The sequence below is a fragment of the Nocardia sp. NPDC127606 genome (assembly GCF_042671725.1).
Taxonomy (GTDB): domain Bacteria; phylum Actinomycetota; class Actinomycetes; order Mycobacteriales; family Mycobacteriaceae; genus Nocardia.
Window position 1 is genome coordinate 126,928 of the sequence record NZ_JBHXWQ010000010.1, and the last position, 23,875, is coordinate 150,802.

Below are 23,875 nucleotides of genomic sequence, written 5' to 3' on the forward strand. Positions count from 1 at the left end.
CGCGGGCGTTCACCCGTCAGGTAGTTCAGTAGGCGCTGTCGACGTCGAGCGCCTGGTGACGGTGGATCAGTACGCGCTGTTGACGTTGTCCATCGAGCCGTAGCGGTTGGCCGCGTAGTTGCAGGCCGCGACGATGTTGGACACCGGGTTCCAGACGTCGAAGGGGGTGCCCTCGACGTGGAAGGAGGCGAAGGTGGGGTCGATCACCTGGAGCAGGCCCTTGGACGGGATGCCGTTGATCGCGTTGATGTCCCACAGGTTGATCGCCTGGGGGTTACCGGTCGACTCGCGCATGATGTTGCGGTGGATGCCCTCGTAGGTGCCGGGGATGCCCTTCGCCGCCATGATGTCGAGCGCCTCACGGATCCAGCCGTCGAGGTTGTTCTCGTAGGCGCGGGGGGCCGGTGCGGGCTCGGGCATCGGGGCCGGAGCGGCCTCGGGTACCGGTGCGGGGGCGGCTTCCGGCGCGGGCGCCGGGGCAGGGATGGCCTGGATGGCGGGTGCGGCGGCAGCGGGGATGTTCTCGGCCTGCTCGACGACCATGGCGGCACGCTCGGGAACGCTGTCGTCGGCGAACGAGACGGCGGAGGACGCGGCTACGGCGACCAGACCGACCGCGGCGACTGCCACGGTGAACGCCTCACGGCGCGAGCGACGGCCGATAACGGTGCTGAGCTTGTCTTTGTTGAGCATTGCTTTTCTGTTCCTTCATCTCTGTCTGGCGACGCAGGCCCTGGAGAGGGCGCGATGGATCGCGCAGCGCGCACGGGAGTACACGCCGGTCAGGCGATGCGTTGTTTCTGTCTGTATGGGAAGGTGCGACACTGTCGGGGGACGAACGCTCGATGGCAGTTCATCGCTGGTGCCGCACGGTGCTCCACAGCTGGCTGCGGGGAGACCACGCGCTGTTCGGTGCTATCGGAGGTTGGATACTTCCGGGCTAACCAAACCGCAGGTCCGTTTGTGACCTGATGACAGAATGGTCACGACGGGTTAACGCAAGGTGAACGAAACTTGAACGGCAAACGCTGCCGATCTTGGTTCATTGCCGGGCAGTTGCAGAATCGTTATGTATGCAGGAGGTTTGCGACCCTGATCTGCGTGGCGGCCGTCACAGAAAAAGTTTGCCCGAATGGGGTTTCGCGGGGGTTTGCGCAGCTCGAGGGAGTCCGAATCGGGGTCTGAGCGCTAGCACACCGGATTGTCCATGGTGGTCCGATAACGAGATCGTGACCGTTGCCCGGCGACTGCGGCTACCACCTCTCGCAGTCCGGCCATGCGGGGCTCGTCCGTCTCGCTCGAACGCCATACGATGCCGAAAGTGCAGTCGGCAAGTGCGTCGACCGGCACGAAGCGCAGGTCGGGGCGTGGGTACAACTGCGCGGCAGAGGCAGGGACGAAGGCGACCGCGCCGGTCAGTGCGACGGTAGCGAGCATCGACTCGAACGTCGTGCCCATGGCCGTGGCATAGCGAACAGCTCGGCCGTCGGGCCGCGGGTCGGCGGTCCAGTACGCACGTCCTTCCGGAAACGACTCGGGCACCATCGTGACGACCGCATGGTGTGCGAGATCGGCCAGGCGTAGCGACTCTCGTCGCGCCAGTGGATCCGTAGCGGCCAGGCACGCAACCCGGCGTTCGACCATGAGTGGAACGACGTGCAGATGCGACGGAACAGGCACATGGACGAACGCCGCCTGGATTTCACCGCGCTCCAGCGCGGCCAACTGCTCGGTGAACGTGTCGATCACATGCACACGAGGGCCCAGTTCCGGAAAACGCGTCGATATTCCATCAATGATCTGGCGGGTCGGGCCGAGTGCCGTAAAACTCTCACATACCCCGATCCGCAATATTCTCGCCTCTGTCGAGGCGTGATTCGCCATTTCTCTCAACTGCTCCGAGGCATCCACTATCGAACGAGCCAGCGGTAGCAATTTCAGCGCGATAGGAGTGAGTTCTACCTGTCTGCTGGTTCGATCGAAGAGCCGAACTCTCAATCGCTGCTCCAGTGCCCGGATTTGCTGGCTGAGTGCGGGCTGGGTCAGGTACACGCGGCGCGCTGCCCGGCCGAAATGCAGCTCCTCGGCGAGAACCAGCAGCAGGCGGAGTTGGTGGGGCGTGGGGTCGTCGCCCTGCAAGCTCGAGCCTGTCCCATCCATAACCCACACTCTATCGATGACGGCGAGATCCTGATAGTTACACCGTTGTGAGGCATCACCCAGGGTGGCAAGGTCTATTTCGCTGCCGCCACGGATCAACTAGCAGAAATAGGAATCATGCGACAAAGTCTTGCCGCACTCGTATTGTGCGTCTTCGGTATTGCGACCGGTGAATTCGTGATCGCGGGAATCCTTCCCGACGTCGCGGCTGAACTAGGCGTCTCTATTTCGGCGGCAGGGCTTCTGGTGACCGCCTATGCCGTCGGAATGATCTTCGGCGGACCGGTCGTCACCGCGCTCACTGCGCGCTACTCGCGTAAACCGTTGATCAGCGTGCTGCTCTTGGTCGCGGTGGCAGGCAACGTCGCCTCCGCGCTGGCGCCCTCCTATGAGTTCCTCTTCGTTGCCCGCGTTGTCACCGCGCTGGTCACCTCCACGTTCTTCGCGAACGCGATCGTCATCGCGACCTCGACCTCGCCGCCGGACAAGCAGGCGTCCACGGTCTCGAAGCTGGTCTTCGGGATGAACATCGCGATGGTGGTGGGTGTGCCGATCGGGACGCTCCTGGGCGATCGGTTCGATTGGCGTACACCGTTTTTCGCGATTGCGGTGGTTTGTGCCCTCGGCTTGGCGCTCGTTCTGCGCTCGGTTCCGGAGGTGGCGAACTCCGGCGGGTCGGCGTGGTCGGAATTGCGGGTGTTCCGCGATCGCAACGTTCTGCTGGCCATTGCCGTCACGGCGATCGGTAGCGCGGGCGTACTGATGGTGTTCGTCTATTTCGCGCCGTTGCTGACCGATATCGCGACGTTCGCCTCCAGTGCTGTGGCGGTGATGCTCCTCGTCTACGGCCTCGGCGCCACTGTCGGCAACGTCGTCGGCGGCAGACTGTCCGACCGCTCACCGAAACGTGCGCAGCTCGGTCTGCTCGCGTTGCTGGCGTGTGCGTTGCTGCTGATGTGGGCGGTGAGCGGCCAGATCGTGCTCATCGGCGTGATGGTGTTTCTGGTGGGTGCACTCGGCTTCTCGGTGATCCCGGGAATGCAGGCCCGTGTCCTGAACACCGCGAGGGAGGCCCCGACGCTCGCTATCGCGGTCAACGCCTCGGCGTACCAGCTTGCCGCGGCCTTCGCGGGCTGGTTCGGCGGGCAGGTGATCGACTCTGCCGGACTGCGCGTCGTGTACCTGGTCGCCGCGGCTGTCACGGTCCTCGGTATCGCTGTCAGTGCTGTCGCATGGCACCGTGACACTGCCGAGAGCAAGCGCGCCGCTTCAGCGGCCGAACTCTGCCCCTCGTGAGAGGGATCACTGAACGGTGACGGCCCATCTGGCGGTCAAACGAACGAAGCCCCTGACCAGTGGACCTGGTCAGGGGCTTCGTTGTGGTGCGCCATCAGGGACTTGAACCCCGAACCCGCTGATTAAGAGTCAGCTGCTCTGCCAATTGAGCTAATGGCGCATGTCTTTGTTCTTTGCCCCGTCGCCGGTGCGGAACAAACATTAGCAGGCTGTGGGGCGGAAAGTGAAATCGGGCGCTGACCAGCAACAATGCCGCACATCTGGCGTTGTTAACACCGACGGCCTCCGCGCCTATCTAACGATTGTGACTTGGTCGTGTCGCGGGGGCTTTCCCGTTGGAACCGGCCGGGCAAGCTGGCAGAATGGGCGAGACGTCGAGTTCGTAACGCCCCCCGCCTACACGGATGGCTCTAGCGATTCGGGTCGGTGGGATCTGCGGCGCACTGTAATCGCGTCGGTACGGAAACGGGGTTGACATGGGTAAGAAGCGGGGGCGACCTCGGTCGCTACGGACGATCGTTCCAGTGGTGCTGTTGGCGGTGTTCGCGCTCGGCGCGTCAGCCTGCTCGGCCGCGGAGGGCACCGGGGTGGAGGTGGCGATCGATCGCAACCCCCTCGCCGAGCTCATCAAGCCGAAGCTCGTCTCGACCATCAAGGACGGACAGGTCGGCGTCTCTCCCGGCATGCCGATGGCCTTCCAGGTCGAGGACGGCAAATTCACCGATGTCACGCTGACCAACCAGCAGGGCACTGCGGTAGCGGGTCAGCTGGCGGCGGACGGGCGCTCCTGGTCGACCGCCGAGGTGCTCGGTTACGGCAAGACCTACAAGCTCACGGCCTCGGCCATCGGGCTCGGTGGCGCGAACTCCTCCACGCTGAGCTTCACCACCAGCTCGCCGAAGAGTCAGACCAAGCCGTACCTGCTGCCCGGCGAGGGCGAAGTGGTCGGAATCGGTCAGCCGGTGGCGATCCAGTTCGACGAGAACATCCCCGATCGCCGTGCGGCGCAAGAGGCCATCAAGATCACCACCGAGCCCGCTGTCGAGGGTGCCTTCTACTGGGTGAACAATCGCGAAGTGCGGTGGCGCCCAGAGCATTACTGGACTCCGGGCACCAAGGTGACCATCGATGTGAACGTCTACGGCAAGGACCTGGGCAAGGGCCTGTACGGCCAGGACAACATCCATTCGTTCTTCACCATCGGCGACGCGGTGGTCTTCACCGCCGACGACAACACCAAGCAGGTCGTGGTGGAGAAGAACGGTCAGGTGATCATGACCATGCCCACCTCGATGGGTAAGGACAGCACGCCCACCGACAACGGCGTCTACATCGTCAGCGACCGGCACGAGAAGATCATCATGGACTCCTCGACCTACGGTGTGGCGGTGAACTCGTCCGACGGGTACCGCACGCCGGTCGACTACGCGACGCGAATCTCCTACAGCGGCATCTTCTTCCACTCGGCACCGTGGTCGGTGGGGCAGCAGGGCTACTCCAATGCCAGCCACGGCTGCCTGAACCTGAGTCCGGCGAACGCGCGCTGGGTGTACGAGAACGCCAAGCGCGGTGACATCACCGTCATCAAGAACACGGTCGGCGGCACCCTGTCCGGTGTCGACGGGCTGGGTGACTGGAACATCGCGTGGCCGGAATGGAAGGCGGGCAACGCCGACGCTCCGTAGTCGCGCGACGCACGAAAAACGAAGGGGCACCGGAAGTTTCCGGTGCCCTTCGTTGTGTCCGTGGCCGGCTCAGCGCGGCGTGGGAAGTTCGCTGCAGTCCATCATCGCCTCGCCCGCGACCGCGAGCGCGCTGCCGAAAGCGCCGCACAGAATGCGTCCGCCGAACAGCAGGCGGTCGAGGTTGGGCAGGCCGGCCGAGCCGGTACCGGAGGACCCGGTGGTTTCGACGCCGGTGGTGGAGCCGCTCTGCGCCGAACCGGACTCGGGCTGATCGCTCGGCAGGCCGAAGTCGCCGATGGGGGTCTCCGTCGTGAAGTCGGTGAGGGGCAGGCCGGGCGCGGCCGCGGCGGTCCCGGCGACGGGGCCGAGCACGGTGGCGGCCGCGAGGATGGCGACGACGGTGGAACGCTTCATCAAGGGGTCTTTCCGGTCGAGCGCTGACGCGATGGCGAGATCTGCCCCACATCTGGGCAGCGGTCCAAAGTGTAGCGGTCAAACGTGATGTTCGTCATGGTGGTGCGAGTTATCCGGCGGCGGCCAGGTCCGGTTCGTCGCGATGGATCTCGGACGCGACGCTCAGATGGTCGACGACCACCCTGCGTGCGCCGCAGGGGCAGCGTTGGTAGGCCACGACGCCCTCGCTGGTCCGGTGGCGTGACTCGATCTGCCAGGTGTGTGCGGGGTGGCTGTTCATGGTTCCAGTCTGTTGTAATGGCATTGTGCATTACAACCATTACGGGCGTGAGCCGGTGTTGCTGGGCGTCGAGCTGCTCAACGATCCGTGTGCGAGCGCCGCGGAGTTGGCGCGGCGCTGTGTGGGCGCCGGTTTGGTGCTGAGTGCGCCGGTGTCGGAGGGTGATCTCGCGGCGGTGACGGCCTTTCTGGGGCGTTGGCGCGAGGTGGTGGAGTGCGCGGACCGCGCCGAGCGAGCGGCGCTGCTCAATGTGTTGCTGGCCGAGTACGCGTCTCCGCCGCGCCTGACCGACCATGTGGGCGACGGCTGGCATCTGCACTTCCGTGACCCCGGGGTGGCGACGGATCGTCAGATCGCCGCGTTGATCACCGTCGGCACCGCACTGCACCTGACCGGGCTCGGGATGGACCGCCTCGGCGCCTGCGCGGCGGACGGGTGCTCGCGGGTGTACGCCGACACCTCGCGCAACGGCAGGCAGCGGTTCTGCAGCCCGGCCTGTGCGAACCGGTCCGCCGTCCGAAGGCACCGAGCGAGCCGAGTGGTCGCCGACGGCGGTGCCGTTGAGATCGGTCCCTAGCCGCACAACCCTGTCCGTCGCACGCCGCGGTGCGGTTCGTCAGCCCTGGACGGGGAAATTGGCGCGCAAGACGTTGCGCGGGTCGCGGGCCTGCTTGATCTCGCGCAGGCGGGTCAGGGTGGCCGTGTCGAAGGCGGCTTCAGCGGATTCGCCGGGGGCGAGGAAGGTGTACGGCTTCTTGCCGGTGATGTGGGTGCCCAGGTCGTCGACGATCGTGGTGAAGGCGGTCTTGACGTCGTCGATGAGGTGGGGAAGGCCGAGGCCGAGTAGATAGAGGGCGTAGGGCTCGGTGACGGGGCCTCGGGCGCCGTGTTCGCGGGTGGTGTCGGCGAGAGCGCCGCCGAGGCCACGGATCTGGATGTTGAGCAGGGGCGCCACCGGTGCGTCGATGAGCGTTTTGGTGACCGCGTCGCCCAGGTCGGTGAGGAGTTCGCCGCGTGACAGTGATGGGCTGGGGTCGGTGGGTTCGGCGGTGATCGTGCCGATCCGGTCGGGGGTCATGGTGGTGCGGGTGTCGGCGAGGACGCCGTCGATGGCGTCGAGGCCGCGGGTCAGGTCTCGGCCCTGTGCTTCGTCGCCGAGGTAGGCGAAGTCGATGGCGACAGTCGGTGCGGCGCCAGGGATCTGGTAGCGCTGCAACCACACCGACAGTTCCGGCGGTGCGTCGGTGGTGAGTTCGGTGAACACGTCGAACACGTCGCGGGTGCGCTCGGCCGGCCAGCTCACCCGGCCGCCGTAGAGCTGTGGCAGTTCGAACAGGTCGATCTCGAGCGCGGTGACGATCGCGAAGTCGCCACCGCCGCCGCGCAGCGCCCAGAACAGCTCGGGATCGGAGTCGGCGCTCACCCGGCCGCGTCGGCCGTCGGCGTCGACGATCTCGAAGGCGCGGACCGCCTCGGCCGCCCAACCGTGTTTACGGGCCAGCCAGCCGAAGCCGCCGCCCAGGGTGTATCCGGTGACACCGACCACGGGGTTGCTGCCTGCCAGGCCACTCAGGCCGTGCGCGGCGGCGGCGGTCTGGACGGCGCCCCACTGGGCGCCGGAGCCGATGCGGGCCACCCGCTGGGTCGGGTCGACAGCGACGGTGTCGAGGTGGCCGGTGCGCACGAGGATCGCGTCGTCGATGTCGCCGGTCGCGCCGTGGCCGGTCGGCTGGGTGACCACCGTACGGCCCGCGCGGTTCACGTAGCGCACGACGTTCGCGAGATCGTCGGCGTCGGCGACCTCGACGACGGCGGCGACGGACTGGGCGATCGCGGTGTTCCAGGGGCGGGCGGCGAGGTCGAAAGCGGTATCACCCGGCAGGAGAACGCTTCCCCGGATATCGGTACGCAGATCGTTGATGCTCATAACCAGTAGACGATGCAGGGGTGGCGAGTGTGACATGCGTCCGGATAGCAAAGAAGGCCCGGTCCTGGGGACCGGGCCTTCTCTTCGGGGTGACCGACGGGACTCGAACCCGCGACATCCAGGATCACAACCTGGTGCTCTACCAACTGAACTACGGTCACCATCACCGGTGAATCACCGGCGCCGTCGATATTAGCGTGTGTGGAGTGTCAACCCCTAATCCGCTGGTAGATGGCTCGAACCGGTGACATCCACGGCCTCGGTGGCCTCCTGGGCGGCCGCCGCGATCTCGGCGGTCGACGGCCCGGGCAGCGGCACGAAGGCGGTGCGACGGTAGTACTCGAGTTCGCGGATGGATTCCTTGATGTCGGCCAGCGCGCGGTGGGCAAGGCCCTTCTCCGGCTGCCCGAAGTAGATGCGCGGGTACCAGCGCCGGCACAGTTCCTTGATCGAGCTCACGTCGACCATTCGGTAGTGCAGGTGCGCATCCAGTTCCGGCATGTCGCGGGCGATGAAACCGCGATCGGTGCCGATGGAGTTGCCGCACAACGGCACCGTGCGCGCGGTGGGCGCGTACTCGCGGATGTAGTCGAGTACCTGCTGCTGGGCCTGCTCGAGGGTGACGGTGGAACGCCGAACCTCTTCGGTCAGACCGGATTTCGCGTGCATGGTGGCGACGACCGGTGGCATGCAGGCCAAGGCGGCGTCGTCGGCGTGGATGACGATGTCGACACCGTCACCGAGAATGTTGAGGTCGCTGTCGGTTACGAGCGCGGCGATCTCGATCAGCTTGTCGCTGTCGAGACGGAGCCCCGTCATTTCGCAATCCATCCAGACCAGGAGTTTGTCTGACACGGGAGTCACCCTAATGGTGGGCCCGGGAACCTGGTCGGCAGGTGTGTCGCGTGGGCGAGGCGGACCGGGTTTGCCGACGACATCCCCGGATGTTTGCCGACCGGGTGACGTGCCCGGATACAGTTTGCCTGGAATTGACCGCAGACGTTTCGAGCATTTCTTGCGTACGTGCCAGTGAGCAGACGGAGGACGCGCGAATGACCACCCCACAGGAGAAGGCGGCAGCGGCACGCAAGGCGGCCGAAGACGCGGCCAGGGTCGCCGCCGAGGCCATGGCGGCCGCGGAGGCCGCCGAGCGGGAAGCCGCGGCGGCGAGCGCGGAACCGGCCACGGACAGCGAGTCGAGTGCGTCGGGCGCGGCCGCGCAGATCGCCGAGGGCTACGCCTTCAGTGGACCTGCGCTGGAACTCGGCACGGTGATGGTCGACGGCGTGGCCGATCCCGGTGCGCGTGTGCGCATTCCGCTGCGGATGATGAACCGGCACGGCCTCGTCGCTGGTGCGACCGGCACCGGCAAGACCAAGACCCTGCAGGGCATCGCCGAGCATCTGTCCCGCGCGGGCGTTCCCGTGGTGATGGCCGACGTCAAGGGCGACCTGTCGGGCCTCAGCGAGCCGGGGGCAGACACCGAGAAGATCCGGGCGCGCGCGGCGGAGACCGGCGCGACCGACTGGGCGCCCGGTGCGTTCCCCACCGAGTTCGTCTCACTCGGCACCGGCGGCATCGGGGTGCCGATCCGGGCGACGATCACCTCGTTCGGCCCGATCCTGCTCAGCAAGGTGCTCGGCCTCAACGACACCCAGGAATCGACGCTCGGCCTGATCTTCCACTGGGCCGATCAGCGCGGCCTCGCCCTGCTGGACCTGAAGGACCTGCGCGCGGTGATCACCCACCTGACCAGCCCCGAAGGCAAGGAAGACCTCAAGGGCATCGGTGGGGTGTCCTCGCAGACAGCCGGGGTGATCCTGCGGTCGCTGGTGAATCTGGAAGCCGAGGGCGGCGACACGTTCTTCGGCGAACCCGAACTCGACCCGGCCGATCTGCTGCGCACCGCGGGCGGGCTCGGCGTGATCACACTGTTCGAGCTCGGGCAGCAGGCGGCTCGGCCCGCGCTGTTCTCCACGTTCTTGATGTGGGTGCTGGCCGACCTGTTCCAGACGTTGCCCGAGGTGGGAGACGTGGACAAACCGAAGCTCGTGTTCATCTTCGACGAGGCGCACCTGCTGTTCGCCGAGGCGTCCAAGGCGTTCCTGCAGCAGGTCGAGCAGACGGTGAAGCTGATCCGGTCCAAGGGCGTCGGCGTGTTCTTCTGCACCCAGTTGCCCACCGACATCCCGAACCCGGTGCTCTCCCAGCTCGGCGCCCGCGTGCAGCACGCGTTGCGCGCCTTCACCCCCGATGATCAGAAGGCGCTGTCCAAGACGGTGCGCACGTATCCGAAGTCGTCGGTGTACGACCTGGAAGAGGCGCTGACCTCGCTCGGCACCGGTGAGGCGATCGTCACTGTGCTCTCCGAGACCGGTGCGCCCACACCCGTCGCCTGGACCAAGATCGCGCCACCGCGCTCACTGATGGACACCATGGGCGACGAGGCGATCAAGGCCAAGGCGCTGTCGAGCGCGCTGCAGGGCAGATACGGGCAGAGCGTCGACCGGGAATCGGCCTACGAGATGCTGCTCGCCAGCGTGGCGGCCGCCGACCCGGTATCCGAATCCGCCCCCGCGCCAGGGCGTTCTACGGCCCAGCAGGAAGAGGATTCGGCCGCTGAACGGATCATGGCGAATCCGGCGGTGAAGAGTTTTCTTCGTTCGGCGGCGAGCGCGGCCGGGCGCGAGATCAGCCGCAGTATTTTCGGCACCCGCCGCAGGTGATCGGGTGCGGCCCGTCGATCGGCTGGCCGCACTCCACGAGTCGCGGATCAGCAGATCACTGCGCGAGCTCGCGCATCAGCAGGTCGGCGGTCGTCTCGCGGCGCAGCAGCTGCTCGGTGCGGCCGTGGGCGACCGCGACGACCGGCGGCCTGCCCGCTGTTCGATATCCGGCCGCGCACGGCTGATAGGCACCGGTGCACGGCACCGCGAGGACCTCGCCCGGCCGAAGATCGGCCGGAATCCGGACCTCGGCGGCGATGAGCTCGCCCGCGGCACCGTGTCTGCTCGCGACCGATGCGGTGAGCTGGGGTCCGGCTGGATGCCGGTTGACCACGAGCGCGCTGACATCGTCGCGCCCGGCGGTGTCCCCGTCGACGATCACGCACCTGCCACCGCCCGCGACCTCGGTGACGGCGAGCACCCGATACAGCGTGACACCCGCCCGCGCGACGATCGCGCGTCCCGGTTCCATCGCGAGAACCGGGCGCGGGAAGTGGTGGCGCGCACAGCCCGCGTCGAGCGCGTCATCGAGGATGTCGGCGAGTTCGCGAAGGTTGAGCTCGGCATCGCCGCCGCGCAGAGCCACCGCGTGTCCGCCGCCGATATCGAGATGGGTGAGCAGGGTGGCGTGTTCGGTGTGGATCCAGGCCATCTCGCCGATCATCCGGCGGATCGCCTCGCCGTACAGGTCGGGATCATGGATCTGTGCGCCGAGGTGGCAGTGCAGTCCGGTCAGGATCAGCTTCGGCTGCGCGATGATCCGGGCCACGGCCGCCGCGCAGGAATCGCTGCCGAGCGGGAACCCGAATCGCGAACTGCCCGGCACGTCGATTCCGGGCGCCACCCGCAACAGCACCTGCTGCGGGCGGGTCGCGAGCGAGGCGAGCAGGGTGATCTCGGTGAGGGAGGAGACCACGATGCGGCCGACGCCCGCGCCTACCGCGGCGCGGAGTTCGTCGAAGGGAGTCCCGTTGCCCTGCAAGATGATCCGGCGTGGGTCGATGCCCGCTGCGAGCGCCACCTCGAGCTCACCGGCCGAACCGACCTGCACGGCGAGGCCTTCCTCGGCGACCCAGCGGGCCACTGTGCGCAGCATGAGCGCGGTACCCGCGTAGACGATCTCGGTGTCGGGGAAGTGTTTGCGGTAGGCGCGGCAACGTTCCCGCACCTCGGTCTCGTCGATCACGCGCACCGGTGTTCCGTACTGGTCGGCGACATCGTGCAGGGCCACGCCGCCGAGGGTGATCCGGCCGTCGCCGTCGTAGTGGGTGTCGGCGGGCCACACCGCGGGGTCGAGCCGGGGGACCGTACTCGCACGCAGGGACGGGAAGATATCGAGCAACGTCACGGTGGTCTCCTCCAGGAGGACGCCCCCGCACTCGGACGGCGGGGCCACTTCCAGGACTACGCCGCTCGCGGGCTGCCGAACTCGGTCTTTACGGGTCCTTGACCACCCGGCGACCGTTCCTGACGACTTGCTGACGTGGGCGTCAGCCGCCCAGCTTCTTGTAGAACGCGCCCGCGATCGGTGCCGTGAACGAACGGGGACCGTAATTGCCCGCCACGCTCATGCCCTTGCTGATGAGGCCCGGGACGATGCGCATCTTGTTGCGGGCCAGCGCGTCGATGGACACCTTGGCGGTGTACTCCGACGACACCCAGAGGAAGTCGGGGACCATCTTGTCGACGATCGACTGGTCTTCGGGGGCGGGGGTTTCGGTGCGCACGGGACCGGGCGCCAGCAGGGTGACGTTCACGCCGCTGCCCTTGAGCTCGCCGCGCAGCGACTCCGAGAAGGTGTTCGCGAACGCCTTCGACGCCGCGTAGGTGGCGTTGTTCGGGATCGGCATATTGCCCGCCGCCGAACCGCTGATCAGGATCCCGCCCGCCTTGCGCTCGATCATGCCGGGCAGCACCGCCAGGGTCAGGTCGTGCACGGCGGTGGCGTTGAGCTCCATCTGCATGCGCTCGTAGGCGAAGTCGAGCTCGGCGACCGGGCCGAACGTCGCGATGCCGGCGTTGTTGCAGAGGACGGCGATGTCGCGAACCGCGAGCTCGTCGACGAGGCTGGCCCGCTGGGTGCGATCGGCCAGGTCGACCGCACGGACCTCGGCGGTGATGCCGTGGGCCAGGGTCAACCGCTGGGCCAGCTCGGCGAGGATCTCACCGCGGCGCGCGACCAGGATCAGCGAATAGCCGCGTCCGGCCAGTTCGGCGGCCAACGCGGTGCCGATGCCGGAGGACGCGCCGGTGACGACGGCACGATTGTCTGCAGTGGGGGAGGGCAAGCTCACGAGGGGAGCTTAGGGGATCGGCTACGGCGGTGCGGTGTCCGCATCGACGGGGTGGCAGAGCGCTGCGAGGGTTCGACGCCGATGTGCCCGGCGCCATCGATACTGGACCGATGGCTGACGAGCAGGTGTTCGGGATGGGCGACGACCCGCTGGCCGAGCCGACGTGGCCCGCGCTCACCGACGACGAGATCGCTCGCGCGGTCGCCGCGACCTGGGGTGGACCGGCGATCGCGGCGATCGAATGGCGTGGTGCGCGGCCGCTGTCGTCGACGGTGGGGGTGCGCCTGGACGGTGGGGAGCGGCTGGTGGTGAAGCGGATGCCGGTGCGATTACGCGATGAGGCGGCGTTGGGCGAGGAGCATCGTTTCATGGCGCATCTGCGGGATCGGGGTATTCCGGTGCCCGAAGTGCGTGCCACCGTAGGGGATCGGGCGATGACCCCGCCCGACCACGACAGTGATGGTGTGGGCGAATTCGTCTACGAGGTGCATCGCGCAGGGATGGGGGAGGACCGATATCGCGCGGACTTCTCCTGGTCGCCTTATCGCGACAGCGACGATGCGGCGCACGCCGGGGCGATGCTCGGTCGATTGCATGCGGCGGCAGCAGATTTCGACGCCCCCGCCAGACCGGCTCGGCCATTGCTGGCGAGCATGCACGGTGACGTGGTGAGCGCGTTCGAATGGCACCTCGCTCGACGGCCCTCGCTCGACCGGTTCCTGGGTGAAAGGGACTGGCGTGCTGAGGTCCCCGAGTTTCAGGTCGACTTCGCCGGCGTCGCGCCGGCGTGGACGCATGGGGATTGGCACGGAACCAACCTGCTGTGGGACGACCACGAAGTGACCTCGGTGATCGATTTCGGCCTGGCCGACCGGACTACCGCCGTCTTCGACCTGGCCACCGCCATCGAACGCACCGCCATCGACTGGGTTTCCCTGCGCGACGGCGGCCCCGCACACGTCCGCGCGGACCAGATCGCCGCGCTGATCCAGGGCTACCGATCCGAGCGAACGCTGTCGGCGGCTGAACGGAACCTGCTTCCGAGCCTGCTCCCGCTGGTTCACATCGGCTACGAACTCTCCGAGATCGACTACTTCCTGACCATCGCCGATGATCCACGCAACGCCGACATCGCTTATCACGACTGGCTGCTCGGCCACCTGTGCTGGTACGAGACAGCCGAAGGGCTCGATCTGCGCCTTCTGATCCGCGACGTATCCGCCGGCTGAGCGCACACCTGTCCCGCCGATGCGGCCGACGAGGTCGGCGCCGAATCCGCAAACGATCACCGCCCCGCGCACCGGATGCGAGTTCGGTGGGCGGGGCGGTGCGGTCATCCGTCGCGTCGGATGACCGGTCTGGGGGGAGGACTACAGGCGGGCGGCCAGGCGGGTGCCCTGGTTGATCGCGCGCTTGGCATCCAGTTCGGCGGCCAGGTCGGCGCCGCCGATGAGGTGCAGATCGACACCCGCGGCGCGTAGCGGCTCTTCGAGTTCGCGCACGGATTCCTGTCCGGCGCAGACGATCACGTTGTCGACCTCGATCACCCGCGGGTTCTCGTGCTTCTCGCCGAAGCTGATGTGCAGGCCCGCGTCGTCGATGCGGTCGTAGTTCACGCCGCCGACCTGCTCGACACCCTTGGCCTTGAGGGCCGCGCGGTGCACCCACCCGGAGGTCTTGCCGAGGTCCTTGCCGAACGGGGTCGACTTGCGCTGCAGCAGTACGACATCGCGCGCCGCGGGGGAGGGCTTGGGCTCCTTGAGCTGGCCTGGGGCCTGCTCGTTCTCGGAATCGACGCCCCACTCCTCTTTCCACTCGTCGAGCTTGAGCGTGGGATGTCCTTCGACAGTGAGGTATTCGCTCACGTCGTAGCCGATGCCGCCCGCGCCGATCACCGCGACCTTCTTGCCGACCGGCTTCTCCTCCTTCACCAGCTCGGCGTAGGAGAGCACCATCGGGTGATCGATACCGGGGATGTTGGGGATGCGCGGACGCACACCGGTCGCCAGGATCACCGAGTCGTACTTGCCCGCGATCAATTCCTCAGCGGTGACCCGCTTTTCGAGATGCAGGGTGACCCCGGTGACGTCGATCTTGCGGCGGAAGTAGCGGATCGACTCGTCGAACTCCTCCTTGCCGGGGATGCGGCGGGCGATGTCGAACTGGCCGCCGATCTTGTCGTCGGATTCGAACAGGTCGACACGGTGGCCGCGCTCGGCCAGACTCACCGCGGCCGACAGCCCGGCCGGACCCGCACCGACGACGGCGACCCGCTTGGCGCGCCGAGTCGGCAGCAAGTTCAACGTGGTCTCGCTGCCCGCGCGGGGGTTGACCAAGCACGACACCTTCTTGTTGCCGAAGGCGTGGTCGAGGCAGGCCTGGTTGCAGGCGATGCAGGTGTTGATCTCGTCGGCCCGATCCTGCTCGGCCTTGTTGGCCCATTCGGCGTCGGCCAGCAGCGGGCGGGCCATGGAGATCAGCGCCGCGTCACCGCGGGTCAGGATCTCCTCGGCGATCTCGGGCATGTTGATCCGGTTCGAGGCGCAGACCGGGATGTTCACCTTGCGTGCGATCTTCGCGGTGAATTCCACGAACGCCGCGCGCGGCACCGAGGTGACGATGGTGGGCACCCGCGCCTCGTGCCAGCCGATATCGGTGTTGAGGATGTCGACGCCGACAGCCTCCAATTCCTGTGCCAGAGCGACGATCTCGTCGAAGGTCTGCCCCTTCTCCACGAGCTCGGCCATCGACAACCGGAACACGATGATGAAATCGGGGCCCACCTCGGCGCGGATGCGACGGGCGATCTCGACGGGCAGCCGACGCCGGTTCTCCGGGGTGCCACCCCACTTGTCGGTGCGCTTGTTCACCCGCGGTGCGAGGAACTGGTTGAGGAAATAGCCCTCACCGCCCATGATCTCGCAGCCGTCGTACCCGGCGAACTTGGCCAGGCCCGCGCAGCGCACGTAATCGTCGATGGTGCTCTCGACGCCCTTCGACGACAGCGCCCGAGGCTTGAACGGGTTGATCGCGGACTTGATCGCCGACGCCGAAACGCTGGTCGGCATGTAGGAGTAGCGCCCCGCGTGCAGGATCTGGATGGCGATCTTGCCGCCCTCGGCGTGTACCGCCTTGGTGATCGTGCGATGCCGGTACGCCTCGGTCTTGTTGGTGAGCTTGCCGCCGAGCGGCAGCAGCCACCCGGTGCGGTTCGGGGCGTAGCCGCCGGTGATGATCAGGCCGACACCGCCGCGGGCACGCTCGGCGAAGTAGGCGGCCAGTTTGTTGGTGTCCCAGGCGCGGTCCTCCAGGCCGGTGTGCATGGAGCCCATGACCACGCGGTTGCGCAGCGTGGTGTGGCCGAGGTCGAGTGGCTCGAACAGATGGGGATAGGCAGTCATGGGCGGTCGTCACCTTTTCGCGGTCGCAGGGCCTGCAGTACTTCGTCGCACCATTCGAGGTAGCCGGACTCCGCGCGGATGCCCGCGCGGAGCACCAGATACTGGTGCAGAGCGGTGCCGGAGAGCTGGTCCGGCACCGGGAAGAATTTCTTTTCGCTGAGGCGGTACTCGTCGAGGCGCTGGGCGTGCTGGCCGCGATGGCGCTCCACCTCGGCGCAGATGGCATCGATGTCGCCGTACGCGGCGGCGCGGATCTTCACGCCCAGTTCGTCGCGGGCGGGGGTGGCGTCGGTGGGCTCGGCGAGCCAGCGGGCGATCTCGGCCTGACCGGCCGGAGCCACCGAATACACCTTCTTGTCGGGCTTGCCCTGCTGGTTCACCGATTCGACGGTGACCCAGCCGGAGGACTCCATCCGCTTGAGCACCCGGTAGATCTGCTGGTGGGTGGCACTCCAGAAGTAGCCGATCGACTTGTCGAATCGGCGCGCGAGCTCATACCCCGACCCGGCCCGCTCGGTGAGCGAGACCAGTAGCGCGTGCTCCAGTGCCATGGCACGAGAGTATCCGGAACGCTGGGTACTATGCAACCAGGTTCATATGAATTGACGGCGCGGATGTAATAGACGGCGTGGGTGTCGGTTCGCCGTTACTCTTCGGCGTATGACCGAGGTGAACGCGGCCGAAACCGTCGGCGAGGCGGCCGGACGCGGGCAGGTGCTGGCGTGGGGACTCTGGGACTGGGGGTCGTCGGCGTTCCAGGCGGTGACGCTGACCTTCGTCTTCTCGGTGTATCTCACCGACAAGGTGGGCGAGGATCTGCCGGGGACGACACCGGCCAGTGCGTGGCTCGGCTGGGCGCTGGCGGGGGCCGGGCTCATCGTCGCGCTGACGGCGCCGGTCTGCGGGCAGTACTTCGACGCGGTCGGCTCCCGTAAACGGGCCTTGGCGACCTTGACGGCGCTGACGGTCGGCGCGATGTCGCTGATGTTCTTCGTCCGCGACGACTACCACGATCTCTGGCTCGGCCTGGCGCTGCTCGCGTTCGCCTCGGCCACCTTCGAACTCGCCGGCGTCCCCTACAACGCGATGATGCGGCAGGTGTCGACACCGGCCACGGTGGGGCGGGTCTCCGGATTCGGCTGGGCGATGGGCTATTTCGGTGGCATCGTGCTGCTGCTGATCTGCTACGCGGGATTCCTCGCCGGGGACGGCGACACCCGCGGACTGCTCGCGATGCCCACCGATCAGGGCCTCAATGTCCGGCTCGTCATCGTGCTCGCGGCGGTGTGGTTCACGGTGTTCGCGCTGCCGGTGCTGTTCGCGGTGCCCGAGATGCCGCGCACCGGCGCCGACCCCGGCGCCGCGAAAGTCGGCTTCCTCGGTTCCTACCGGGTGCTCGTGCGTGACGTGCGGGAGTTGTGGGGTCAGGATCGGCACACGGTGTACTTCCTGCTGGCCAGCGCGGTGTTCCGGGACGGCCTGGCCGGCGTGTTCACCTTCGGCGGCGTGCTCGCGGTAACGGTGTACGGCTTCGCCGACGCCGATGTGCTGCTGTTCGGGATCGCCGCGAACGTCGTCGCGGGGGCGGCCGCGGTCGTGGCCGGGCGGTTCGACGACCGGATCGGGCCCAAGCGGGTGATCGTGGCGTCACTGGTCGGGATGCTCGGGTGCGGTCTCGCGCTGCTGATGGTGTCGGGCTCGACGATGTTCTGGATCTTCGGGCTCGCGCTCACGGTGTTCGTCGGTCCCGCGCAGGCCTCGGCCCGGTCGTTCCTGGCGCGACTCGCACCGCCGGGACGAGAGGGTCAGCTGTTCGGCCTGTACACCACGACCGGCCGGGCGGTGTCGTTCCTGGCGCCCGCCCTGTTCGGAGTTTTTGTCTCGACCTTCCACAGCGACCGCGCCGGCATCGCCGGACTTCTGGTCGTGCTGGCGGCGGGTCTGCTGGTGCTGCTCCCGGTGCGTGCGCCATCGCGCGCGGTATCCGCCGATATGTGACACCTCACCGGTGGGGCGGCGTCGAATTGTGTGTACGCCCGTACTCTGAGTTCAGTCCGCGTTTTTGGGTACCCAGCCCGCGATGCCCAACGCGATCAGACGCATCTGCATCACGGTGCGCTCCACGATCGCCGATTCCTCACGGGGGGTGGACGCGACGAACGCAGCGATACCGTCGGTCACGGTGGTGACCAGTAGATCCGCGGCGATCTCCAGCTCGGTGGTGCTCCACGAATCCAGTGCACGCAGGCGCGACAGATCGGCGACGATCTCGCGCACGATCAACTGCATCTCCATCGCGATCGCCTGACGCAACGGAGCAGGCCCGCCGTGACGCTCGCGAATGAGGAAACCGAACAGGGCGCGCTTGGCGCGAACCTGCTCGAAGACGAAGCGGACAGTATCGGCCAGATGCGCGTCCGGTTTCCGCCTGACCTCGCGCAATGCCAGCCGCAGCGCGGTGACGCCCTCGTCGACGATGGTCGCGCCGAGGTCGTCGAGCGAGGCGAAGTGGCGGTAGAAGGCGGTCGGCACGATGCCGGCCGAACGGGCGATCTCACGCAGGCTCAATGCCGCGAATCCACGCTCCGAGGCCAGGGCCAAGGTGCCGTCGAGGAGGGCTGCCCGGGTATGCGCTTTGCGCTCGTTGCGGGTTCCTGCCTGCTCAGTCACATCGGTGAGCATACATCCGTTCACCATAGCGGCCTTCGTCATGATGTTGTCCGCCTCACATTATTGCCGGTTGACAGTGGCCCGGGGTCATCGGGCACACTAGTGAGTGTACAGACGTGCACTGAAATTTGGAGCGTACGTCGAAGGACTTCTCAAAGGGGCAACGCGACATGGTGGGACTGATCGACCTGGTGCAGACGTTGACGACGCCGCACCCGCTGGACCGGTACCTGGAACTCGTCAACCCCGGGCTCACCGCCCGGGAGCTGCGCGCCGAAGTCACCCATGTCTCGCACGCGGTGCCGGGCTCGGTGACCCTCACCCTGCGCGCCTCGCGGCAGTGGCGCGGCCATGCCGCCGGTCAGTACGTGCAGATCGGCGTCTCGATCAACGGCGTTCGCCACACCCGCTGCTACTCGCCGATCGACCCCGAGAGCCGGGGCGAGCGCTACCTGCAGCTCACCGTCAAGGCGCACCCGGGCGGGCTGGTGTCGAACTACCTGCACGCCAATGCCAAGCCCGGCATGGTCGTCGACCTGGCGCCCGCCTCCGGGGTGTTCCACCTACCGCAGCAGCGGCCCGACAAGGTGCTGCTGGTCAGCGGTGGCAGCGGGATCACGCCGGTACTGTCGATGCTGCGGACCCTCGACGCCGAGGGTTACACCGGGCAGGTCACCTTCCTGCACTACGCGCGTCAGCCCGAGATGGTGCCGCATCGGGCCGAGCTGTCCTCGATCGCGCAGCGTCGCGCCAACTTCCGTATCGAGTACCGCTACCCGGTCGAGCCGGGCACGGTGATCGACGGTGAAACCTCCACCGGCAGTGGTTTCTTCGACTACGACGAGCTCGAGCGGGTCGCACCCTGGTTCGCCGACGCGCAGACCTTCGTGTGCGGGCCGCCGCCGCTGATGCGGGCGGTCAAGACGATCTTCGAAGCCGAGGGTCTCGAAGACCGGGTGCTCAGTGAGGAATTCACGCTCACCACGGTCCCGACCGATCCGTCCGAGGCCACCGGCACCGTCACCTTCTCCGGCAGCGACGTCGCCGCCGACAACACCGGAGCAACGCTGCTCGAGCAGGCCGAAGCATCCGGCCTGACCCCGGAATACGGCTGCCGCATGGGGATCTGCTTCTCCTGCACCGCGACCAAGGTCTCCGGCTGCACCCGCAACGTCCGTACCGGCGAGCTCGACGCCGACCCCGACAAGCCCATCCAGATCTGCATCAACGCCCCTGTCGGCGACGTCGACATCGCGCTCTAGACCACCGTTACCCAGAACCAACAAGGGGAGATACAGCCATGACGATCCTCACCGAAGGCAAAGACGGTCCGGTCATCCTGAGCCCGGATCAGGTCGAAGAACTCGGCGCCGCGCTCGACGCGATCCGCGCCCGCGTCGTCGACGATCTCGGCGAACGCGACCGCGACTACATCTACAACATCATCAAGACCCAGCGTGGCTTCGAGATCGCCGGCCGTGGCCTGATGTACCTGGGCTTCCTGCCGCCGTTCTGGCTGGCCGGCGTTGCCGCGCTCGGTGTGTCGAAGATCCTCGACAACATGGAGATCGGCCACAACGTCATGCACGGCCAGTACGACTGGATGCGTGAGCGCGGCATCAACTCCCGCGAATTCGACTGGGACACGGTCTGCCCGGCCGACCAGTGGAAGCACTCGCACAACTACATGCACCACACCTACACCAACATCGTCGACATGGACCGCGACATCGGTTACGGCATCCTGCGGATCGACGAGGCGCAGAAGTGGAACCCCTACTACCTGGGCAACCCGCTCTATGCCTTCCTGCTGATGACGTTCTTCGAGTGGGGCGTGATGCTGCACGACCTCGAGGCCGACAACATCATCAAGGGCAAGCGCAAGTGGTCCGACATCAAGCCGCTGCTCAAGGGTCAGGGCAAGAAGGCGGGTAAGCAGGTCCTCAAGGACTACGTGATGTTCCCGGCGCTGACCGGCCCGCTGTTCGTCTCCACCCTGGCGGGCAACGTGGCGGCCAACCTGGTGCGCAACGTGTGGACCTACTCGATCATCTTCTGCGGTCACTTCCCCTCGGGCGTTCAGACGTTCACCAAGGAGGAGACCGAGGTCGAGACCCGCGGTGAGTGGTACGTGCGTCAGATGCTCGGCTCGGCCAACATCACCGGCTCGCGGCTGTTCCACATCATGTCGGGCAACCTGTCGCACCAGATCGAGCACCACCTGTTCCCCGATATCCCGGCCAACCGGTACCCGGAGATCGCGCCCGAGGTGAAGGCGCTGGCCGAGAAGTACGGCCTGCCCTACAACACCGGTCGTTTCTCCAAGCAGATCGGTTCGGTCTGGGGCAAGATCTTCAAGCTCGCGCTGCCCGATCGTTTCACGAAGAGTGACCCCAAGCCCGGTGTTATCGTTATGCGTAATCAGCCGGAAACCTCCACTGTGAGCGGGTAAATGGTCGGGAAATTCGAAAGCAACAAGGATCTGGTCCAGGACTTGACGGCTTCCGGTGCGCAGCGGGTAGGCAAAATCGCCTCGCTGATCACCGGGACCGTCGCCGAGGTTGCTCGTGAGATCGGTGAGTTCGTCACCGATGTGATCGAGATGCGCGAAGCCGCGGCGGCCGCTCGTCGAGACGCCGAGCGGGATGCGGCTTTCGTCGAAACCGAGACCGAGTTCGTCGACCTCGACGCTCCGGTAGCGGACGACTTCGGCGCGCGGGCCTCGTCCACGGAGCCGGTTGTGGGCGACAAAGCCTTGGCTGGCGGCGACAAAGCCCCGGCTACCGGCGACAAGGCCCCGGCTACAGACAAGGCCCCGGTTACGGGCGAGCAGGCCTGATCCTCACCACACCGGCAACCGCCTGCGGTGCTCGGTGACATCGGTGATCAGATCTCGATAGCCGTCGGTCAGTTCGGCAAGACGACACCACTGCAGATGGGTGCGAGCCTCCCGCTGCCGTGGTGTCGTCTTCGTTTGCGCCGGTCCGGCCATGGCCTGCTGGGCGGCGATCCACTTCGCGGCCATCCGGTCGATCACCGCGCCGAGGGTCTCGGTGTGCAGCGAGGCGCCGACGCGGTGTTCGACATGGGTGGCGACCCACTCGTCGATGTGGGCGATCAGCGCGATGCGATCGTTGTCGATGTCGTCGACGAGGCGTCCGCACGCCGCGCCGGTGCTACTCGACGCGGCGGGGTCGCGTGCCTGCTCCAGGGCCAGGCGGCGGCGATCGTGGCAGCTCGCCAGGTCGCGGGCGGCGTCGAGAACGCGGTGTCGCGTCGGGTCGGGGTGGTCGGTTCCGAGGAAAGCCCGCAACAGTGCCGAGGGGGTCGGTAACTGCGCGGCATCCAGACGGTGGCCGTGATCGATCGGCATGGTGGCTGCCCCCTGACAACGCTGTGTACATGGATACGCCAGGGCCGAGGAGGAGGTTTTGGGGTGCGCTCCCCGGCACCGGCGTAGCCCCGCCCGGACGTCGACAAAAGTCCGCGACGCTGCGGGTGGAGAAGACGGCCCGGGGAAAATCGGGACTCTCCCAGGAAAGCGCGATCCGGCGGCGACGCGCAATAGCACGATGGACAAACCCGGCTGTCGGCAGAAATTGTTATCCACCATTACGGCTGGGTCTCCCCGTGGGTACTCCCCGATAACCCCGGGGCACATTTCCGGCAATCATTTCGGCGCCGAATGCACTAACCTCGATAATTGTGCCCGCCTACGTGTCCTCGCCTGAGCTGACCTTCGGGTTCCTGTTCGCCCTGGAGTCCCCGGAGCGCATCGCCGATGTCGTGCGCGGCCTCATGGAACGCCGTGCGGTGTCGGTGTTCCGGCTCGCGCGCCTGTCCGACGACGACGGCCCACCCGAGCGCTATGTCGTGAACTGGGCTGCCATCCCGCAGATTTCGATCACCACCGGAGCCCCCGACGACGAGGAACTGCGCGCGCAGCGGATCATGCTGGTCAACGCCTTCCTGGGGGAGGGCGGCGAGGTGAGCATGTACTCGGGAAACCCGGACGGGCCGAGCTGAATTCAGCGGGTCGACTCGTAGATCCGGCGGACCACGTCCTCGATATCGGGTTCCTCGATCGACAGATCGCGCACCTGCGCCCGGTCCGACACCGCCGCCAGTAAAGCCGCCGCGGTGGTCTTCTCGGCGTCGAAGGCCAGGCGCTGGCGCATACCGCCCGCCTCGCTGGACAGCAACTGTGCCCCGCACGGCAGATCATCGAGATCCGGTGTGGGAGCGGCCAGGTCGACCACCAGTACCCGGCGCGCGCCGACGGTGGCGCCGAGCCCGGCCAGTGAACCGTCGTACACCAGCCTGCCGTAATCGACGACGAGCACCCGATCACAGAGTCGTTCGATATCGCCCATATCGTGGGTGGTGAGCAGCAGCGTGGTGCCGCGCTCGATCCGCTCGGCGCGCAGGAACTCACGTAATCGCTGTTTGGACAGCACATCGAGGCCGATCGTCGGCTCGTCCAGAATCACCAGCTCGGGCGAATGCAACAGTGCGGCCGCAACTTCCGCGCGCATGCGCTGACCGAGCGAGAGCTGGCGGACAGGGGTGTCGAGGGTGTCGGCCATCTCCAGCTGTTCCACCAGTTCGTGGGTCCGCTTGTCGGCGATATCGGGATCGAGACGATGGATCGCGGCCAGGATCGCGAACGATTCGTGCAGCGGCAGGTCCCACCACAGCTGCGAACGCTGCCCGAACACGACGCCGATGCGCGAGGCGAGTTCCTTACGCTGACGCACCGGCTCGAGGCCGCAGGTGCGCACGGTTCCGGTGGTCGGCACCAGGATGCCGGTGAGCATCTTGATGGTCGTCGACTTGCCCGCGCCGTTGGCGCCGATGTAGCCGACCGCCGAGCCGCGTTCGATCCGGAAACTCATCCGGTCGACGGCGGTGATGGTGTCGCGATGTCGGCGCCAGCGGCTGCCGTTCTTGCGGTAGACGGTGAATTGCCGGGTGAGGTCATCGATGTCGATGATCGGATCCTGGTTCTCGTGCTCGTCCATC

The 23,875-nt window shown here is 66.8% G+C and carries 23 protein-coding genes and 2 tRNA genes; 10 read left to right on the plus strand and 15 right to left on the minus strand.

Translation table 11 applies throughout. The annotated features are described in order from the left end of the window. Positions 1 to 66: 66 nt before the first annotated feature. Both ACFVJ5_RS31720 and ACFVJ5_RS31725 read right to left on the minus strand, forming a co-directional pair. Positions 67 to 693, minus strand: coding sequence for a transglycosylase SLT domain-containing protein (locus ACFVJ5_RS31720; protein ID WP_379225856.1), 627 nt, complete (start codon positions 691 to 693; stop codon positions 67 to 69). Between the two features lie 495 nt (positions 694 to 1,188). Then, positions 1,189 to 2,259, minus strand: coding sequence for a LysR family transcriptional regulator (locus ACFVJ5_RS31725; RefSeq protein WP_379225858.1), 1,071 nt, complete (start codon positions 2,257 to 2,259; stop codon positions 1,189 to 1,191). Between the two features lie 18 nt (positions 2,260 to 2,277). On the opposite strand from ACFVJ5_RS31725, the gene ACFVJ5_RS31730 reads away from it, so the two are divergent. After that, complete coding sequence (locus ACFVJ5_RS31730; RefSeq protein WP_379225860.1) at positions 2,278 to 3,456, plus strand: MFS transporter; 1,179 nt, start codon at positions 2,278 to 2,280, stop codon at positions 3,454 to 3,456. 84 nt (positions 3,457 to 3,540) lie between these two features. On the opposite strand, the gene ACFVJ5_RS31735 is transcribed toward ACFVJ5_RS31730, so the two are convergent. Continuing rightward, positions 3,541 to 3,616 (minus strand) — tRNA-Lys (locus ACFVJ5_RS31735). 316 nt (positions 3,617 to 3,932) lie between these two features. On the opposite strand from ACFVJ5_RS31735, the gene ACFVJ5_RS31740 reads away from it, so the two are divergent. Beyond that, positions 3,933 to 5,141, plus strand: a complete 1,209-nt coding sequence (locus ACFVJ5_RS31740) for an Ig-like domain-containing protein (RefSeq protein WP_378629870.1) — start codon at positions 3,933 to 3,935, stop codon at positions 5,139 to 5,141. Positions 5,142 to 5,210: 69 nt separating this feature from the next. Here the strand turns inward: ACFVJ5_RS31740 and ACFVJ5_RS31745 are convergent, their stop codons facing one another. Together ACFVJ5_RS31745 and ACFVJ5_RS31750 are read right to left on the minus strand one after the other, a co-directional pair. After that, the gene (locus ACFVJ5_RS31745; RefSeq protein WP_379225862.1) at positions 5,211 to 5,555 is read right to left on the minus strand and encodes a hypothetical protein; all 345 of its coding nucleotides are present in this window, start codon (positions 5,553 to 5,555) and stop codon (positions 5,211 to 5,213) included. Positions 5,556 to 5,664: 109 nt separating this feature from the next. After that, on the minus strand, positions 5,665 to 5,835 hold the full coding sequence (locus tag ACFVJ5_RS31750; protein WP_379225864.1) for a hypothetical protein: 171 nt from the start codon (positions 5,833 to 5,835) through the stop codon (positions 5,665 to 5,667). 25 nt (positions 5,836 to 5,860) lie between these two features. Between ACFVJ5_RS31750 and ACFVJ5_RS31755 the strand changes: the two genes are divergently transcribed. Beyond that, the gene (locus ACFVJ5_RS31755) at positions 5,861 to 6,412 is read left to right on the plus strand and encodes a CGNR zinc finger domain-containing protein (RefSeq protein WP_379225866.1); all 552 of its coding nucleotides are present in this window, start codon (positions 5,861 to 5,863) and stop codon (positions 6,410 to 6,412) included. Between the two features lie 39 nt (positions 6,413 to 6,451). On the opposite strand, the gene ACFVJ5_RS31760 is transcribed toward ACFVJ5_RS31755, so the two are convergent. The 3 genes from ACFVJ5_RS31760 to orn form a co-directional block, all read right to left on the minus strand. Continuing rightward, positions 6,452 to 7,762 (minus strand): FAD-binding oxidoreductase, encoded by a 1,311-nt coding sequence (locus ACFVJ5_RS31760; RefSeq protein WP_379225868.1) that lies wholly within the window; start codon positions 7,760 to 7,762, stop codon positions 6,452 to 6,454. Positions 7,763 to 7,850: 88 nt separating this feature from the next. Continuing rightward, positions 7,851 to 7,923 (minus strand) — tRNA-His (locus ACFVJ5_RS31765). A gap of 55 nt (positions 7,924 to 7,978) precedes the next feature. Beyond that, complete coding sequence (gene orn / locus ACFVJ5_RS31770) at positions 7,979 to 8,617, minus strand: oligoribonuclease (protein WP_378994520.1); 639 nt, start codon at positions 8,615 to 8,617, stop codon at positions 7,979 to 7,981. Positions 8,618 to 8,814: 197 nt separating this feature from the next. Here orn and ACFVJ5_RS31775 point away from each other — a divergent pair, with 197 nt between their 5' ends. Further along, a complete protein-coding gene (locus ACFVJ5_RS31775) occupies positions 8,815 to 10,488 on the plus strand; it encodes a helicase HerA-like domain-containing protein (protein WP_379225870.1) in 1,674 nt (557 codons plus the stop codon). Between the two features lie 55 nt (positions 10,489 to 10,543). Here the strand turns inward: ACFVJ5_RS31775 and ACFVJ5_RS31780 are convergent, their stop codons facing one another. Then, positions 10,544 to 11,836, minus strand: coding sequence for a diaminopimelate decarboxylase family protein (locus tag ACFVJ5_RS31780; protein WP_379225872.1), 1,293 nt, complete (start codon positions 11,834 to 11,836; stop codon positions 10,544 to 10,546). 142 nt (positions 11,837 to 11,978) lie between these two features. Beyond that, the gene (cmrA, locus tag ACFVJ5_RS31785; protein WP_379225874.1) at positions 11,979 to 12,782 is read right to left on the minus strand and encodes a mycolate reductase; all 804 of its coding nucleotides are present in this window, start codon (positions 12,780 to 12,782) and stop codon (positions 11,979 to 11,981) included. 110 nt (positions 12,783 to 12,892) lie between these two features. Here cmrA and ACFVJ5_RS31790 point away from each other — a divergent pair, with 110 nt between their 5' ends. Continuing rightward, positions 12,893 to 14,011: a phosphotransferase enzyme family protein gene (locus tag ACFVJ5_RS31790; protein WP_379225876.1), complete on the plus strand. Its 1,119-nt coding sequence runs from the start codon at positions 12,893 to 12,895 to the stop codon at positions 14,009 to 14,011. 141 nt (positions 14,012 to 14,152) lie between these two features. Here ACFVJ5_RS31790 and ACFVJ5_RS31795 read toward each other — a convergent pair whose 3' ends face one another. Next, a complete protein-coding gene (locus tag ACFVJ5_RS31795) occupies positions 14,153 to 16,183 on the minus strand; it encodes an FAD-dependent oxidoreductase (RefSeq protein WP_379225878.1) in 2,031 nt (676 codons plus the stop codon). Beyond that, positions 16,180 to 16,734: a PadR family transcriptional regulator gene (locus ACFVJ5_RS31800; RefSeq protein WP_056821580.1), complete on the minus strand. Its 555-nt coding sequence runs from the start codon at positions 16,732 to 16,734 to the stop codon at positions 16,180 to 16,182. The genes ACFVJ5_RS31795 and ACFVJ5_RS31800 overlap by 4 nt, the downstream gene beginning before the upstream one ends. Before the next feature lie 109 nt (positions 16,735 to 16,843). On the opposite strand from ACFVJ5_RS31800, the gene ACFVJ5_RS31805 reads away from it, so the two are divergent. Continuing rightward, a complete protein-coding gene (locus tag ACFVJ5_RS31805) occupies positions 16,844 to 18,181 on the plus strand; it encodes an MFS transporter (RefSeq protein ID WP_379225880.1) in 1,338 nt (445 codons plus the stop codon). Between the two features lie 51 nt (positions 18,182 to 18,232). Here the strand turns inward: ACFVJ5_RS31805 and ACFVJ5_RS31810 are convergent, their stop codons facing one another. Then, positions 18,233 to 18,880 carry a TetR family transcriptional regulator gene (locus ACFVJ5_RS31810; protein ID WP_378630033.1) on the minus strand — a complete coding sequence of 216 codons (648 nt, stop codon included), beginning with the start codon at positions 18,878 to 18,880 and terminating at the stop codon, positions 18,233 to 18,235. Positions 18,881 to 19,023: 143 nt separating this feature from the next. Here ACFVJ5_RS31810 and ACFVJ5_RS31815 point away from each other — a divergent pair, with 143 nt between their 5' ends. The 3 genes from ACFVJ5_RS31815 to ACFVJ5_RS31825 are packed head-to-tail and all read left to right on the plus strand — an operon-like array spanning position 19,024 to position 21,692. Then, positions 19,024 to 20,115 (plus strand): ferredoxin reductase, encoded by a 1,092-nt coding sequence (locus ACFVJ5_RS31815; protein ID WP_379225882.1) that lies wholly within the window; start codon positions 19,024 to 19,026, stop codon positions 20,113 to 20,115. A 38-nt stretch (positions 20,116 to 20,153) separates the two neighbouring features. Beyond that, the gene (locus ACFVJ5_RS31820; protein WP_379225884.1) at positions 20,154 to 21,305 is read left to right on the plus strand and encodes a fatty acid desaturase family protein; all 1,152 of its coding nucleotides are present in this window, start codon (positions 20,154 to 20,156) and stop codon (positions 21,303 to 21,305) included. Then, on the plus strand, positions 21,306 to 21,692 hold the full coding sequence (locus ACFVJ5_RS31825) for a hypothetical protein (protein WP_379225886.1): 387 nt from the start codon (positions 21,306 to 21,308) through the stop codon (positions 21,690 to 21,692). A 3-nt stretch (positions 21,693 to 21,695) separates the two neighbouring features. On the opposite strand, the gene ACFVJ5_RS31830 is transcribed toward ACFVJ5_RS31825, so the two are convergent. Then, a complete protein-coding gene (locus ACFVJ5_RS31830; RefSeq protein ID WP_379225888.1) occupies positions 21,696 to 22,226 on the minus strand; it encodes a DUF4254 domain-containing protein in 531 nt (176 codons plus the stop codon). A gap of 332 nt (positions 22,227 to 22,558) precedes the next feature. On the opposite strand from ACFVJ5_RS31830, the gene ACFVJ5_RS31835 reads away from it, so the two are divergent. After that, positions 22,559 to 22,879 carry a hypothetical protein gene (locus ACFVJ5_RS31835; RefSeq protein WP_379225890.1) on the plus strand — a complete coding sequence of 107 codons (321 nt, stop codon included), beginning with the start codon at positions 22,559 to 22,561 and terminating at the stop codon, positions 22,877 to 22,879. 2 nt (positions 22,880 to 22,881) lie between these two features. Here the strand turns inward: ACFVJ5_RS31835 and ACFVJ5_RS31840 are convergent, their stop codons facing one another. Continuing rightward, complete coding sequence (locus ACFVJ5_RS31840; protein ID WP_379225891.1) at positions 22,882 to 23,874, minus strand: ATP-binding cassette domain-containing protein; 993 nt, start codon at positions 23,872 to 23,874, stop codon at positions 22,882 to 22,884. Position 23,875 lies beyond the last annotated feature (1 nt).